Raw genomic sequence first — 14,462 nt, forward strand, 5'->3', positions numbered from 1 at the left:
GGCCCCCTCAGATTCCGCTGACGAGGTCCTCGAGCGCCGATCGCGGGTCGGCGGCCTTCGCGACCCCGGAGGCCAGGAGGACGCCCGTCGCGCCGAGGTCGCGTGCCGCCTCGACGTCGTCGCCGGTCGAGACGCCGGCGCCACAGAACAGCTCGACGTCCGGATCGACGGCGTTCACGGCCGCGACCGCGCCCTCGACGATCTCCGGATCGGCGGTGGCGACCGAGACGTCCCCGCCGATGAGCGCCGGCGGCTCCACCGCCACGGCGTCGGGGGAGAGCGCCGCCGCGGCGCCGGCCTGTTCGGGATCGTTCGCACAGACGATCGTCTCGAGGTCCGTCCGTCGGGCGGCGGCGAGCGCGTCGTCGACGGCCGCGAGGGTGACCCGCCGCTCGGAGTGGTTGATCAGGGTTCCCTCCGCGCCGTTGGCCTCGACCGCCTCCGCCAGCGTCGAGCCGGTGTGGGAGCCGTGTTCGACGGGCGAGACGTGTTGGGCCCACGTCTCGACGCCGGTCGCCTCGACGCGAGCCAGGTCGGCCGCCTGCGGTGCGACCGCGATCCGAACCCCGTGTGCGTCCGCGACGTCCCGGGCTGCACGCGCGACCGCGACCGGATCACAGGGGTACGCCTTCAGGTTGACGAGGATGAACACGTCGGATGGGTGGGACGACCCGACCAAATAGATTGTCACTTCCGTCGCTCCGGTCGGCGAAAGCTACAAACTCGACGGCACCGTACTCGCGTGCGAGTCACTCTCGATCGAATGTCGCTCATCGAACTCATCTCCGGGGTCGAGTCCCACGCGGCGACGCTCACGGTGGTCAACGCCGATCCGGACGTCCGCGACGAGCTGGCCGACCGCTTCGCCGAGCGGAACCTGGTCGTCACGGCGGACACCCTGCCCGGCGGTCCGCGGGAGTTCGCGGTCCTCTCTCGGGACGGTGAGTTCCTCACGGCGGTCCCGGTAGCGGATCTTCTCGCGCCCGGCGAGGAGACGTCGCCCGGGTTCGACCGGCGGTCGTATCAGCCCGTCCTCGACCACCTCGATGAGACGATCTTCACCTCCTACTCGACCGCGCGGATGGTGGCGGCCTCCCGCGAGATCGAGGACCGCGCCTGGCGGACCGGTTCGGGGGAGCTGCACGCCGGGTTTCAGACGCTCGAGACGCTCTCGCCCACCGTCCCGACGTACAACCGCCTGAGCGAGCGCGGGGGCCTGACGGTACACGCCTACGCGAGCCCGGAGGGCGAGGCGCCCGACGCGGCGTTTCCCGTCCACGTCGAGCGTGCGCCGGAGATCCGCGAGACCTGGTTCGTCGCCTACGACGGCGGCGGCACCGACGCGAACAAGTGCGCGCTCCTGGCCGAGGAGCGCGAGCCGGGGCGATTCTACGGGTTCTGGAGCTACGCACCCGAGACCGTCGACCACGTGATCGACCACCTCACCCGTACCTACGGGCTCATGCGAACCGACGGCGAGGAATCGGGGTGAGGGTGATGCCTCCACGGGGTGACGCCCCCGGATCGAACGCTCGTGACGCGCGTCGTTCGAGGGGCGAGATCGGCTCCGGGGACTAGTCCTTTCGCTTGACGACGTCGCCGAGCGTCATCGTCGAGGAGTCGCCGGAGTCCCACTCCTCGTCGACGTCGGACCCCTCGACGAGGGTGATCTCGAGGGTGTTCTCGAGCTTTCGCTGGACGTCGTCGGACGGGAGGATGTCCCCCCGTTCGAGCTTCCGGATGAGGCTCGCCTTCTCGTTGAGCTGGTCCGCGAGCTCCTCCTGGCTGAGCCCGCGGGACTCGCGGGCGTTCCGGATGCGGTCGTCGTAGTCGGCCGCGACCTCCTCCATCTCGTCGAACATGTCGCGGCGACGACCGCCGCCGGAGGAGCCGCCGGATCCGGACCCGGAGGACCCGGACGATCCGGAGCCCGAACCCGACGAGCTGCGGCCCGAACTCGAGGAGGTGGAGTACTTGCTCGTGGTCGTGGAGTCGGGCTCCTCGCGGACCTCCGTCCCGAAGTCCGTACAGGAGTCACAGAGCTCCAGTTCGGCGCCTTCGACCTTCGTCGTCGTCAGCGAGGCCTGCTCGGCGCCACACATCTCACACTGGGGCATACCTCCGCTAACGCGTCCGCTCGTATAAACCGTACGCTGGAATCGTGCGATGGGAATACCGGGCGACGCCGGACCGATGCGCTGGCCCGCTCCGGTACGCTGATACACGAGGCGACGTAGGGTCCGGTATGGACGCACACATCACCCCCGGATCGGTCGACGGGCGGGTCCGAGCGCCCCCCTCGAAGAGCTACACCCATCGGGCCATCCTGGCCGCGGGCTACAGCGACGGGGCGATCGTTCGCTCCCCGCTCGTCAGCGCGGACACGCGTGCGACGGCCCGCGCCGTCGAGGCGTTCGGCGGCGACGTCGACCAGGCGAACGACGGGAGCGCCTTCGTCGTCGACGGGTTCGCCGGCGTTCCCGACGTCCCGGCCGACGTCATCGACTGTGCGAACTCCGGCACGACGACGCGACTCGTGGCGGGCGCGGCCGCGCTCGCGGACGGCGGGAGCGTGCTCACCGGCGACGCCTCGCTCCGCTCGCGCCCGCAGGGGCCGCTTCTGGAGGCCCTCTCCGATCTCGGCGCTCGCGCCGAATCGACCCGCGGCAACGGCCAGGCCCCGATCGTCGTCTTCGGTCCGATCCCGGGCGGAGAGGTGGCCATTCCCGGCGACGTCTCCTCGCAGTACGTCACCTCGCTGCTCATGGCCGGGGCGGCCACCGCGGACGGGATCGAGGTGTCGTTGACGACGGACCTCAAGTCGGCGCCCTACGTCGACATCACCCTCGACGTGTTGGACTCCTTCGGGGTGACGGCCGAGCCGATCGGAAGCGAGACGGCCGACGGCGCGTCGGGCTTTCGCGTCCCCTGCGAGCAACGCTACGAGCCCGCCGACGGCGAGTACGCGGTCCCCGGGGACTTCTCGTCGATGTCGTACCTCCTCGCCGCCGGCGCGGTGGCCGCGGACCCGGACGGGGAGGTCGTCGTCCGCGGCGCGGCCGAGAGCGCACAGGGCGACGCCGCGATCGTCGAGATCCTCGAGCGGATGGGCGCGGAGATCGACTGGCGGCGATCGGAGTCCACGATCGTGGTTCGGCGCTCGGAACTCTCCGGCGTCACCGTCGACGTGGGGGACACGCCCGATCTCCTCCCGACGATCGCGACGCTCGGCGCCGTCGCGGACGGGGAGACGCGCATCGAGAACTGCGAGCACGTCCGCTACAAGGAGACCGACCGGGTGTCCGCCATGGCCGAGGAGCTGGGGGCGATGGGCGCGAGCGTCACCGAGGAGGCGGACGTGCTCACCGTCCACGGGGGCGAAAGCGATCTGCAGGGGGCCGTCGTCGACGGCCGCGGCGATCACCGGCTCGTCATGGCCCTCGCCGTGGCGGCGCTCGTTGCGGGCGGGGAGACCACGATTCGCGGCGGCGAACACGTCGACGTCTCGTTCCCCGGGTTCTTCGACGCGCTCTTCGACCTCGGCGTGTCGGTCGATCTGCAGGATCGGTAGTCGATATCTCCGGTTCCCTCCGCTCCCGCCGGCGAAACGCCCTTCGCCGTGGGGCGTCTAAGGATCGCCATGACCGATACGGACCGCCGTGAGTCGACCCGAGCGGGGAGCGACGTGAGCGATCCGGCGGAGCGAGACGTGAGCGACCCGACGGAGCGCGACGAGGACGAGTGGCGCGAGCGACTCACGGACGAGGAGTACCGAGTCCTCCGGGAGAACGGCACGGAGGCGCGGTTCTCCGGCGACTACGTCGATCACGACGAGGACGGGGTCTACCGGTGTGCGGGCTGTGGCGCCGTCCTCTTCGACTCGGAGACGAAGTACCACTCCGGCTGCGGGTGGCCCGCGTTCTACGCCGCAGCGGACGACGCGGTCACGACCCGGATCGACGAGAGCCACGGGATGCGCCGCACCGAGGTCCGGTGTGGCTCCTGTGACTCCCACCTCGGTCACGTCTTCGAGGACGGCCCCGATCCGACGGGCAAGCGATTCTGTATCAACTCCGTGGCGATGGACTTCGAGGACGATCCGACGGACTTCGAGGACGATTCCCACGACGTCTGAGGGCTCTTGCGGCCGTTCGGGGGGTTCGCGTTCGGCCGCCTCCTCACTGGTTCGCCGAGCGCTCGTCGAGCGCGACCGGGATGGACCGCGAGGCGACGTCGGCGGCGAAGGCCGGCCCGTCCGCGGCCAACTGATCGAAGGTGTCGTAGTGGATGGGGACGACGAGGTCCGGGTCCATCCGCTCGGCCAGGTCGGCCGCCTCGTGTCTATCCGAGACGAGCCCGCCCCCGCCGATGTTCGCGAGGAAAAGCGAGACGTCGAGCTCCGCGAAACCGTCGAGCGCGTCCGAGTCGCCCGGCCAGAACACGGTCGTTCCGCCGATCGAGAGGAGGAATCCACAGCCCGTCCCCTCCGGGTGGACGACCGACCCGTCGTCCGCCGCGTTCGGGCCGTCTGGGTCGTTGTACGCCGGAACCGACCAGACGGTCGCACCGCCGACCGAAAGGCGGTCCTCGTCGGAGACCCGGATCACCTCGAAGTCCTCGGCGAGCGCCTCGACGGGTTCGACGTCGCGGTCGATCCGTCCGGCGTCGACCGCCTCGTGGATCACGACGGTCGCGCCGTCCGTCGCGACGGAACGGATCCCGTCCGAGCTGTAGTGGTGATCGTGGGTGACGACGACGAGGTCGCCGTCGCGCGCCCAGTAGTCGTCGAGAACGCCGTACCGCCCGGGATCGGTGTAGACGACGGCCCCGTCGGTGGTCTCGAGGCGCGCCGTCGCGTAGCCGAGCCACTCCACCGTCAGATCGTCGTGTCGAACCGTCATGTGCGGGGAGACGGTCTCGGGGGCTTTGAGCGTACCGACGGCTCGAGTGCTGGGTCGTCGTTCGGAAACCGCTCCATCCCTCACTCGCCGCCCACCAAACGCTCGAGCCGCGAGAGCGTGTCGGCGTCCGGGACGTCCTTGTCCTCGCGCACCCCGAGGAACCGCGGGAACCGCAACGCGTAGCCGGACCCGTAGGTCGGCGACTCCTGGATCTCCTCGTAGCCGACCTCGATCACGACCGCGGGATGTATCTCGACGTCCGTGCCGTCCTCCGATCTGACGTGGGGGTTGAGCCGGTCGGAGAGCGACTTGAGTTCCGCGTCGGTGAGCCCCGTCGCGACCTTTCCCACGGGCTCGAAGGTCGAATTGCCGTTCTGCTCGCCCGCGCGGACCGAGACTTCGAAGGTCCCGAGGGTCGAGGCGCGGCGTCCCTCGCCCCACTCCGCGCCCGTCACGACCAGATCGAGGGTCTCAACGTCCGGCTTGCGCTTGAGCCACCGACGGCCGCGGTCGCCTGGCGTGTAGGCCGCCTCCGGATCCTTGAGCATGACCCCCTCGTGGCCCTCGGAGAGCGCGTTCGCCTCGATCGCCTCGATCGCTTCGGCGTCCTCGACGACGGACGTCGAGGAGCTCCGCTCGGGGAGCATCGACTCCAGACGATCGTGTCGACGGCGGAACGGCGCGTCGAGGAGGTCCTCGCCGTCGGCGTGGAGGCAGTCGAACGCGTGTAGGCGGAGTTCCACCTCCTCGCGCATTCGCTCGACGTCGTGTTTGCGCCGGAAGCGTCGAAGCACCTCCTGGAAGGCGAGCGGCTCCCCGTCGGAATCAACCGCCACGACCTCCCCGTCGAGGATGACCGGCACGTCCACTCGCGCCTCGATCAGCTCGCGGATCTCCGGGAGCGCGTCGGTGACGTCGTCCATGTTCCGCGAGTACAGCTCCGGGCCGATCCCCGCCGCCGGCGCGTAGTGGATCTGGACGCGAGCGCCGTCGAACTTCGTCTCCACCGCGGCCCGTTCCCACTCCGCGATCGCGTCCGCCGCCGTCCCGGCCTGCGCGAGCATCGCCTGGACGGGCCGGCCGATCTCCAGTCCCTCCTCGCGGAGTCCCTCGCGCCCGCGATCGCGTGCGAGCGCCGCGACGCGGCCGTAGTCGTTCGTCACCTGCAACGCACGCTCGACCACGTCGGCCGGATTCGATTCGTCGGCCGTCTCCGCGTCTCCCGTTTCGCTCGATCCGTCCACGTCGTCCGTCTCCGGGGCTGCCTCCACGAGAAAGGCCTCAGCGATCGCGTCACGGACCGTTCCCTCGCCGACGCCGATGCGCATCTGTGAGAGCACGAGCCGCGCGAGGATACGTGCCTCCGGCGGATCGCTCCGGTTGAACAGGCCGAACAGCTCGTCGAGCTTCGTGTCCTCGCTTCCCCCGCCTTCGGCGGCGGCGACCGACCGCAGCCGACGGTCCACCTCGGCGATCGTGAGTGGCTCTCCCGGGCCGGTCGAACCGTCCGCGGAGCCGCCCGCGAACGCGCCCAGTCCGCGTTGGCCGCCGAACTCGTAGGACGCCGCGACGGCGCCGATCTCCCCGATGTCCGCGAGGCGATCCTCCACGTCGTCCGAGTCCACGTTCGGTCCGGCGGCCCTGGCGATCGCCTCCCGGCAGAGCGCGGGACCGATCTCGAGCGTCCGCGTGTCGTGAGCCGGAAAGACGCGCCCGAGGAGGAACCGGACGACGGTCTCGAGGTCGTCGCCCGCGCCCGCGAGCAGGTCGGCGACGAGCCCGACCGTCTCGAGGTCCGCCGGCGTCTCCTCCATCTCGATGGCCCGGTCGGCGAACGCCGCGAACTCCATACCCGGAGTCGGCGATCGCCGAACAAAAACACGCCGATGGACCGTCGCCGTTCCGGGTCACGGATATTTATACCGCGGTAGGCGTGTAACCCGGTATGGACACCGATCACGAGCTCTCCGAACGCGTTCGGGAGGTCCTCGACGTCGACCGGGGCGCGTTCGCCGATCGGGCCGCCGAGGAGGCCGAAATCGTCAAGCAACGGCTTCGGGAGGGCGCCTTCGACAACCACCAGTCGATCGTCGGCTTCGAGTACGAGTTCTACGCCGTCGCCGACGGGCGCTGGAGCGCGGAGTCGCGGGCGGGCGAGTACGCGCTCATGCGCGTGCCGCGTCGCCTCCTCGAGTTGATGGGCTTCGAAAAGGAGCTCGGACTCCACAACGCCGAGATGTCGACGAGCCCGCAGCCGCTCTCGGATCACGGCCTCGAAGCCCAGCTCTCGGAGGTTCGCGCCCGGCTGCAGGCCGCACTCGAGTGCACGTCGGCCGAGGGGATGCGGCTCGTCTCCGACGGCCTCTGGACGATCCCGCCGGCCGGCGAGACGGCGGCCGAGTACCTCGACGACAGCGTCGAGATCGACGGGATCCGGATCGCGACCAACATGAGCGAGGCCGTTCGCTACCACGCGATGGCGAACGCGATCGGCGAGGGAAGCGGCGATCGGCGCACCCGGCTTTCGGCCCCCGGCGTCTCCATGACGACCGCGACGGTCATGCCCGAGAGCCTGATCACGTCGATCCAGCCGCACTATCAGGTCGCACAGGCGGCGACGCTGCCGATCCACTTTCGATACGCCCTCCGCATCGCGGGGCCTCTCCTCGCGCTCGGCGTCAACTCCCCCTTCTTCCCGCCGGAGCTGTACGACGAGGACTGGGACGGCGAGCGGATCCTCGCAGACGGCGCACGCGAGAATCGGATCCACGTCTTCGAGTCGGTCCTCAACGGCCGGACGGACGAGCCGAAGGTCCGGTTCCCCGACGATCTGGAGACCACGGAGGAGGCGGTCGACCGGATCGCCGCCGACGAGGCGTTCGTGCCGATGGACCCGGAGCCGGGGACCAGGTTCGACGACGACTTCGCGACCTTCCGGACGAAACACGGCACCTACTGGCGGTGGGTCCGTCCGGTCTTCGACGGCGCGACCCGTTCTGCGGCCAACGCGCGCATCGAGTTTCGACCGATCGCGGCCCAGCCGACGGTCCGCGACTCGGTCGCCTTCCAGGCCGCGTTTGCGGGGCTACTGGCCGAGCTTCCAAAACGCGAGCATCCGGTCGTCAACCTCCCGTGGGAGCGTGCGCGAGACAACTTCTATGCGGCCGTCGAAGGGGGGATCGACGCCGACCTCGAGTGGATCGCGAACCACGGCGACCTCACGACCGATCACGAGGAGATCTTCGAGGATCTGTTGAACCACGCCGTCGCCGGCCTCGAGTCTGCCGGGTGCTCGCCGGCGGAGGCCGAACGCTGGATCGCGCCGCTCCGCTGGCGCGCACACGAGCGGGTGACCCCGGCGAGCTGGAAACACGACCGCGTGCGCGAGCGACTCGACGACGGCGAATCGTTCGATGCGGCAGTCGAGGCGACACAGCGCGAATACATCAAAAACCAGTCGGAGACGCTCGTCGACGGCGGATTCTCCGAGTGGTAGCGACTCCGAACGGGTCGGAAGGGCCTACAGCAGTTCCTCGAACTCCTTGTGGCGGGTGATCTCGACGCCCTCGTCGGTGACGACGGCGACGTTGATCCCGTTGCCGGACGCGAGGTCCCGCTCGACGGCGGACTTGATCGAGCGCGCGGCCACCGTCTTCGCGTCCTCCAGCGACATCCCCTCGTCGAACTCCTGTTCGAGGACGCCGAGCGCGTACTGGGAGCCGGAGCCGGTGACGGTGTACTCCTCCTCCGTCGTGCCGCCGAGGGCGTCGATGGAGTAGATGTGTGCGCCCTCCTCGTCGACGCCGCCGAGGATCGGCTGGACGACGAAGAACGCGCCGGAGCGGAGCAGGTTGCCCGTCAGCGTCGAGAGCGCCTCCATCGACATGTCCTTGCCCCGGCGCGCCTCATAGAGGTTCGTCTCGGCTTTGAGCGTGGAGATGAGCGACTGCGCCGCGGAGACGGACCCGGCGATCGTCAATGCGCCGGTGGGGTGGATCTGTTCGACCTTCTGGACGTCCTTCGAGGAGACCATGTATCCCATCGAGGCCCGCATGTCCGTCGCCAGGACGACGCCGTTCTCGGTGGTGAGACCGACGGTCGTGGTTCCGGTCTTCATGCCCTCCTCCTCGCCGGCCTCCGCGGCGCGCCGCTCGCTCTCGGAGAACTCGCCGAGTTCCGGTCCGAAGACCGGCCGGTCGTCGGACAGCTCAGCCGTGAGATCGCCTGTCGGTGTTCGCATTAGGTACGCGTTCGCCGGCGGCGCAGATAAAGGCAACCCTTCGACCACAGGTCGAAACCGCGTCCTCACTCGGCGGCGCCGGTCGCCTCGACGAGCCGCCGAACGGGACCCGAGAACGGCAGTCCCGCCCGCTGTGCTGCGAGCGCGATCGGGAAGACGGCGATCCCGAGCGCGATGGTCAACTGTGAGAGGCCGGTTCGGAGGGTTCGGTGCAGGCGGCTGATCATCGGTCTTCGATACTCGCCAGACTACGCCAGTATATATACTTTCCGTACGGCACCCGCAGTTGAACCCGGCGCAGTCCTGCGATCGTCGTGGAGCGACCGTGGGTGGCGACGGACGACTCCGGTCGACCGCTCCACGCTGGATACGATGGTTTGGTGTGGCCCACGAACTGCATAACTTATGAGAATGGGTTCCCGGTCGTGCGCCTATCCATCGCCATTGACGACCCGCGGAAAGTGGGTCTCGACGACCCGCGGTGAGTTCGCGGGAGCGGATTCTGACGCCCCCCTTGTCGACCCGGACGTCCTCCCCGTCGGCGGCGGACGTCGCGCGGAAACCGCAAAGCACGAAACCCCCGACCCCGACTACCGTGTATGAGCAACTACTTCGTCGCGATGGAAGCCGCGTGGTTGGTCCGTGACGTGGAGGACGTCGACGACGCGATCGGCGTCGCCGTCAGCGAGGCCGGAAAGCGACTCAACGAGACGGACAAACAGTACGTCGAGGTCGAGGTCGGCGCGACGCCGTGTCCCGCCTGCGGCGAGCCGTTCGACTCGGCGTTCATCGCCGCCGGAACGGCCCTCGTGGGGCTGCTTCTCGAGATCGAGATCTTCAACGCCGACGGCGAGGAGCACGCCTCGCGGATCGCCAAAAGCGAGGTCGGCGGGGCGCTTCGGGACGTTCCCCTCGAGGTGATCGAGGTCGTCGAGACCGAGGACGACGAGGACGAGTAGCCTCCCCCGTCGCTGGACGGCGTTCGTTCCCGGCGACACGTGACGCCGACGGCGGGATCCGACGCCGAAAGCTTTTCTAATAACCTTTAGTTATAGGGGGTATGGAGCTACCCACCCCACAGGACCTGCGCGAGCGCCGCAACGCGTTGGGCCTCACACAGAGCGCGCTCGCCGACGCGGCGGGCGTCTCACAGCCGCTGATCGCCCGCATCGAGGGCGGGGACGTCGACCCGCGGCTCTCGACGCTTCGACGCATCGTCAACGCGCTCGAGGAGGCCGAAGGCGAGGTCGTTCGCGCGGAGGATCTGATGCACGAGACCGTCGTCAGCGTCGCGCCCGACGACGCCGTCAGCGACGCCTTCGATCTGATGGACGAGGAGGCGTACTCGCAAGTTCCGGTGCTGCAAAACGGCATCCCGGTCGGATCGCTCAGTCTCTCGGACATCAACGAGGCCGGCGAGGACGTCGGCACACTCCCGGTCAGCGAAGTCATGAGCGAGTCGTTCCCGACGGTCGCACGCGACGTCACCGTCGACGAGCTCCGAAACCTTCTCGATCACTACAAGGCGGTCATGGTGACCGACGGCGGCGAGACGGTCGGGATCATCACCGAAGCCGACATCGCGGCGCACCTCTCCTGAGTCGCATTTCGCGTTCGGTCCCGTCCTTTCCCTCGAGTTTTTATCCGATACCGAACCAGCCACCGCGTGCGCTAACCAACTCGACCATCTTCGGCCCGGGCGGTCGTGGCACACGCCGGGATGGGACGAGACTCGACGTGCCCTGTTCGCCAGCGTTTCGAAGCGATCGCCGTCCCGACCGTCACGCTCGGAGGTCGAGTCCGCGGATCGCGACGCCTTCCCCTTCCTCGACGTGTCCGATCACGCGTCCCTCGGTTTCGTCGGCGAGTGCGTCGGCGGCGTCGGAGTCGATCGCGGCGACGAACCCGGTACCCATGTTGAACGTTCGGTGCATCTCCTCGGCCGGGACGTTCCCCTCCGTCCGGACGAACTCGAAGACCGGCTGTGGCTCGTAGGGGTCCTCGATCACGTAGCGGTTCTCCCCCAACCGCTCGAGGTTCGTCCACCCGCCGCCGGTGACGTGTGCCGCACCGCGGACGCCGTGATCCCGCATGGGATCGAGGAGTCCCGTGTAGATACGAGTCGGCTCCAGGAGCGCCTCCCCGACCGTCTCGTAGTCGCCGAAGGGACACGGGTCCGTGTACTCGTGATTTCGGGTGACCGCCTCACGAGCGAGGGTCAGCCCGTTCGAGTGGATCCCCGAGGAGGGCCAGCCGACGAGCGCGTCCCCCGGCTCGGCGCCCCCCTCGAAGACGGCGTCCTTCGCGGCGAGGCCCGCACAGGTTCCGGCGAGGTCGAGCCCCCGGATCACCTCGGGCATCACGGCGGTCTCGCCGCCGACAAGCTCGATGTCCGCGCGTTCGGCGCCCGCGGCGAGCCCCTCGCCGACCTGTTCGGCGAAGCCCTCGTCCGGCTCGTCCACCGCGAGGTAATCGACGAACGCGACCGGCCGAACCCCCGCGGCCACCAGGTCGTTGACGTTCATCGCGATGCAGTCGATGCCGATGGTGGAGTAGTCGCCGAGCGCCTCCGCAACGAGCAGCTTCGTTCCGACGCCGTCGGTCGCGAGCGCCAGGTATCGATCGCCGATGTCGAGCAGTCCGGCGTAATCACCCTCGGAGTCGCCGACGGCATCGATGAGCGCCGCCGTCGCGGCCTCGCTCGCGTCGATGTCGACCCCCGAGTCCGCGTAGGTGAGCCCCGGTTCCTCCTCGTCCGTGGTCGCCTCGTCGCTCATAGTGGTGAAGGCGGCTCGCCGGAGGAAAAACACACCGCTTGCCGGCTGTAGGACCCAATCGGAATCGGAGTGCGCTCGCCGAGTCAGAACGCGTACACGCCAGCGCCCGAGAGCAGGAATCCCGCCGTTGCGGCCGCCGAGACGATGAAAGTGGCCGCCCAGACGGGTTTGCTCCAGGTGATCACCGTCCGGCCGTCGAGGGGTCCGTACGGGATCAGGTTGAAGGCGGCGAGAAAGAGGTTGATCGCCACCCCGCGAGCGCCGAGTACGGCCAGCACGTCCGAGGCGATCGCGAATCCGACGAGCAGAATCGGCGCGAAGACCAGGCTCAACGCGAGGTTCACGGCCGGTCCGGCGAGGGCGATGTGTCCGTGCTCGCGGGGGGTGATCCGTCCCTGATGGTGGACTGCGCCGGGGGCGGCGAAGATGAACCCGAGGAACGCGGACATCACGGCGAGGAACAACATTCCGTGGTCCGCTCGGAACTCCGCGATCTGGTCGTAGCGAACGGCGACGACCTTGTGAGCGATCTCGTGGAGCAGGAACGCGACGCCGGCGGTGGCGAGGCTGACGAACAGGAGGACGACGCCGCCGGCCGAGAGCAGCGCGCCGATCGCGCCCGCGCCACCCTCGAAGAAGATCGCGAAGGCGACCCCGAGAGCCAGCCACGCGACGAGGAGGTCCGTAAGCTCCGTGCGGCTGAACTGCAGTCCGGCGATCCGAACGCCGGCGGAGCGTGTGCCGGGCGTCATCGTGCCGCGAGCACCTCCCATATCGTCTCCGCGCTCTGGCGTGCCCCCTCGATCATCAGCCTGGAGACGCCGTCGATGCCGCCGAGTTCGGCGCCGAACATCGGGAGCAGGTACGTCGCGAACAGGAAGCTCGCAACGATGCTGCCGACGTTCGTCATCGCAACGATCATGATGAGCCGAAACAGAGGAACGTCGAACATCTCGGAGAGGATCCGACTCATCGGCTTCGTCTCGTCGGAGATGAGCTCGTTGAGCGTGGCGATGTCGCTCACGTTGACCGAGAGGCTCCGAAGCTCGACCCAGCCGGCGAACCAGCCGGGCGCGAGCATCGGATTGATCGACGTCATCCACGCCACCGCCCCGCCGACGCCGGCTGACGTCCAGCGCGCCCCGGCGAGCTTCGCGAAGGAGAACGCGAAGAACGCGTTGATCGCGAACCACGCGGCGAACACCCGCAGGAGATAGCCCTGCTGGACGCCCGCCATCGCGAGCAGCAGGAAGAACCCGACGAAGACGACGGTGACGCCGTATCCGAGGATGGTCCCCCACGGGATTCCGCGTCCCGTGTTCCGCTCTCGGCCGACGAGGGTCTCCATCGCGGGGAGCGTGGCGGGATCCTCGAGGTACGATTCGATCCCGCGTCTGTGTCCGGCGCCGACCACGGCGACGACGTCGAATCCACGTTCGCGAAGCGCGACCAATCGGTGGGCGATGAAGGCGTCGCGCTCGTCGATCAGGGCCTCGGCGCCGCCGGGCGAGAACTGTCGAAACTCCTCCATCATCACGGTGACGACGTCGGCGTCGGTGAGGTCCTCGACTTCCAGTCCCTCGATCCCGCCTTCCGCCTCGGGCTCGTCGACGCCGAGAAGGCCGATGATCGCGGCGACGGCGAGTCCGATTCCCGCCCCGCAGAGCAGGCCGAGACCCAGGCTCCCGATCGCGCGGACGGTGAACGGGCTGAAGACGGCCTCGATCGGGCCGTCGACCACGCCGGTCGCCGCCACCGCGATGGCGGTCGCGATGCCGCCCCCGAGCGCGAGCAGGAGTCGGTCGTCGGGGTTGGAGACGAGCGGTCCAGTTCGTTCGAGAAGGTACGCGACCCCACCTCCGAGGAGAACGCCCCCGGCTACCCTGGTGAGAAGCAGCTCGGAGACGCCGAGCGAACCGCCGAACAGCGCGATCGCGGGGCCGACCAGGCTCCCCGCGATCACGCCGATCGTGACGCCGACGATCCGGGGATCGGTGATCCCGAAGGCGAGCCCGCCGACCATCCGGAGCTTCTCGAGGATCGTCATGCGGGCCCAGAACCGCTGTATGGTCGTCTGGATGTCCCGATCGACGAGGGCGACCTCGATGCCGAGCGACTGGGCGGTTTCGACGGCCGCCATCATGTCGGCACCGGGCTCGATGTCGAACCGCTCGCCGAGTTGCGACTGGACGTACGAGAGCATCCAGTAGGCGAGGAACTGGAAGACGGTGTTTCCGCGCAGGAGGTCGCTCGCGTCGAGGTCATCAGGCGTTCCGCCCTGCAGTTGCCGGTACCGCCCCTCGTCGAGTTCCACGGCTACGACGTCCGGACGTTCGCGTTCGATCGTCTCTTCGACCTCGGCGACGCTCTCGGAGGAGACGTGAGCGGTTCCGACGACGGTCACCGATCCCGGCTCCGATCCGTCCGGGGGTGATTCGGGGGTGGACGGCGGGTCGTCCGGGGCGTTCACGGACGAGTCCCCGGATCGATCCGGCGTTTCGGGCATTGTGCCCCGGTAGTCGATCACGCCGTATAGGGGTTGTG

General features: G+C 68.9%; 15 protein-coding genes. 6 read left to right on the top strand and 9 right to left on the bottom strand.

Translation table 11 applies throughout. From position 1 onward, the window contains the following. Positions 1–7: 7 nt before the first annotated feature. Positions 8–652, bottom strand: coding sequence for a triose-phosphate isomerase (gene tpiA / locus ACFQE9_RS12745; protein ID WP_379745237.1), 645 nt, complete (start codon positions 650–652; stop codon positions 8–10). A 111-nt stretch (positions 653–763) separates the two neighbouring features. Here tpiA and ACFQE9_RS12750 point away from each other — a divergent pair, with 111 nt between their 5' ends. Further along, positions 764–1,492, top strand: coding sequence for a DICT sensory domain-containing protein (locus ACFQE9_RS12750; RefSeq protein WP_379745240.1), 729 nt, complete (start codon positions 764–766; stop codon positions 1,490–1,492). An 82-nt stretch (positions 1,493–1,574) separates the two neighbouring features. On the opposite strand, the gene ACFQE9_RS12755 is transcribed toward ACFQE9_RS12750, so the two are convergent. Continuing rightward, a complete protein-coding gene (locus ACFQE9_RS12755; protein WP_379745243.1) occupies positions 1,575–2,117 on the bottom strand; it encodes a multiprotein bridging factor aMBF1 in 543 nt (180 codons plus the stop codon). Positions 2,118–2,245: 128 nt separating this feature from the next. Between ACFQE9_RS12755 and aroA the strand changes: the two genes are divergently transcribed. Together aroA and msrB are read left to right on the top strand one after the other, a co-directional pair. Continuing rightward, positions 2,246–3,571, top strand: coding sequence for a 3-phosphoshikimate 1-carboxyvinyltransferase (gene aroA / locus ACFQE9_RS12760; protein ID WP_379745246.1), 1,326 nt, complete (start codon positions 2,246–2,248; stop codon positions 3,569–3,571). Positions 3,572–3,640: 69 nt separating this feature from the next. Next, positions 3,641–4,135: a peptide-methionine (R)-S-oxide reductase MsrB gene (msrB, locus tag ACFQE9_RS12765; RefSeq protein ID WP_379745249.1), complete on the top strand. Its 495-nt coding sequence runs from the start codon at positions 3,641–3,643 to the stop codon at positions 4,133–4,135. A gap of 43 nt (positions 4,136–4,178) precedes the next feature. On the opposite strand, the gene ACFQE9_RS12770 is transcribed toward msrB, so the two are convergent. Continuing rightward, positions 4,179–4,901, bottom strand: coding sequence for an MBL fold metallo-hydrolase (locus ACFQE9_RS12770; protein WP_379745252.1), 723 nt, complete (start codon positions 4,899–4,901; stop codon positions 4,179–4,181). An 80-nt stretch (positions 4,902–4,981) separates the two neighbouring features. Then, a complete protein-coding gene (gene ligA, locus ACFQE9_RS12775) occupies positions 4,982–6,751 on the bottom strand; it encodes an ATP-dependent DNA ligase LigA (RefSeq protein WP_379745255.1) in 1,770 nt (589 codons plus the stop codon). A 95-nt stretch (positions 6,752–6,846) separates the two neighbouring features. On the opposite strand from ligA, the gene ACFQE9_RS12780 reads away from it, so the two are divergent. Continuing rightward, positions 6,847–8,397, top strand: a complete 1,551-nt coding sequence (locus tag ACFQE9_RS12780; protein ID WP_379745258.1) for a glutamate-cysteine ligase family protein — start codon at positions 6,847–6,849, stop codon at positions 8,395–8,397. 24 nt (positions 8,398–8,421) lie between these two features. Here ACFQE9_RS12780 and psmB read toward each other — a convergent pair whose 3' ends face one another. Next, positions 8,422–9,141 (bottom strand): archaeal proteasome endopeptidase complex subunit beta, encoded by a 720-nt coding sequence (gene psmB / locus ACFQE9_RS12785; protein ID WP_379745261.1) that lies wholly within the window; start codon positions 9,139–9,141, stop codon positions 8,422–8,424. Between the two features lie 65 nt (positions 9,142–9,206). Further along, positions 9,207–9,368 (bottom strand): hypothetical protein, encoded by a 162-nt coding sequence (locus ACFQE9_RS12790; RefSeq protein WP_379745264.1) that lies wholly within the window; start codon positions 9,366–9,368, stop codon positions 9,207–9,209. A 372-nt stretch (positions 9,369–9,740) separates the two neighbouring features. Between ACFQE9_RS12790 and ACFQE9_RS12795 the strand changes: the two genes are divergently transcribed. After that, complete coding sequence (locus ACFQE9_RS12795; protein WP_379745267.1) at positions 9,741–10,100, top strand: DUF555 domain-containing protein; 360 nt, start codon at positions 9,741–9,743, stop codon at positions 10,098–10,100. 101 nt (positions 10,101–10,201) lie between these two features. Further along, the gene (locus ACFQE9_RS12800) at positions 10,202–10,741 is read left to right on the top strand and encodes a CBS domain-containing protein (protein WP_379745270.1); all 540 of its coding nucleotides are present in this window, start codon (positions 10,202–10,204) and stop codon (positions 10,739–10,741) included. A 181-nt stretch (positions 10,742–10,922) separates the two neighbouring features. On the opposite strand, the gene purM is transcribed toward ACFQE9_RS12800, so the two are convergent. The 3 genes from purM to ACFQE9_RS12815 all read right to left on the bottom strand — a co-directional run bounded on the left by purM (position 10,923) and on the right by ACFQE9_RS12815 (position 14,424). Next, the gene (gene purM, locus ACFQE9_RS12805; protein ID WP_379745273.1) at positions 10,923–11,918 is read right to left on the bottom strand and encodes a phosphoribosylformylglycinamidine cyclo-ligase; all 996 of its coding nucleotides are present in this window, start codon (positions 11,916–11,918) and stop codon (positions 10,923–10,925) included. Positions 11,919–12,001: 83 nt separating this feature from the next. Next, complete coding sequence (locus tag ACFQE9_RS12810) at positions 12,002–12,670, bottom strand: zinc metalloprotease (protein WP_379745276.1); 669 nt, start codon at positions 12,668–12,670, stop codon at positions 12,002–12,004. Further along, entirely contained in the window at positions 12,667–14,424 is a 1,758-nt protein-coding gene (locus ACFQE9_RS12815) for a TraB/GumN family protein (protein WP_379745279.1), read from the bottom strand. Before ACFQE9_RS12815 ends, ACFQE9_RS12810 begins: the two co-directional genes overlap by 4 nt. Between the last annotated feature and the right edge of the window lie 38 nt (positions 14,425–14,462).

The sequence above is a fragment of the Halopenitus salinus genome (genome assembly GCF_042662125.1).
Taxonomy (GTDB): Archaea; Halobacteriota; Halobacteria; order Halobacteriales; family Haloferacaceae; genus Halopenitus; species Halopenitus salinus.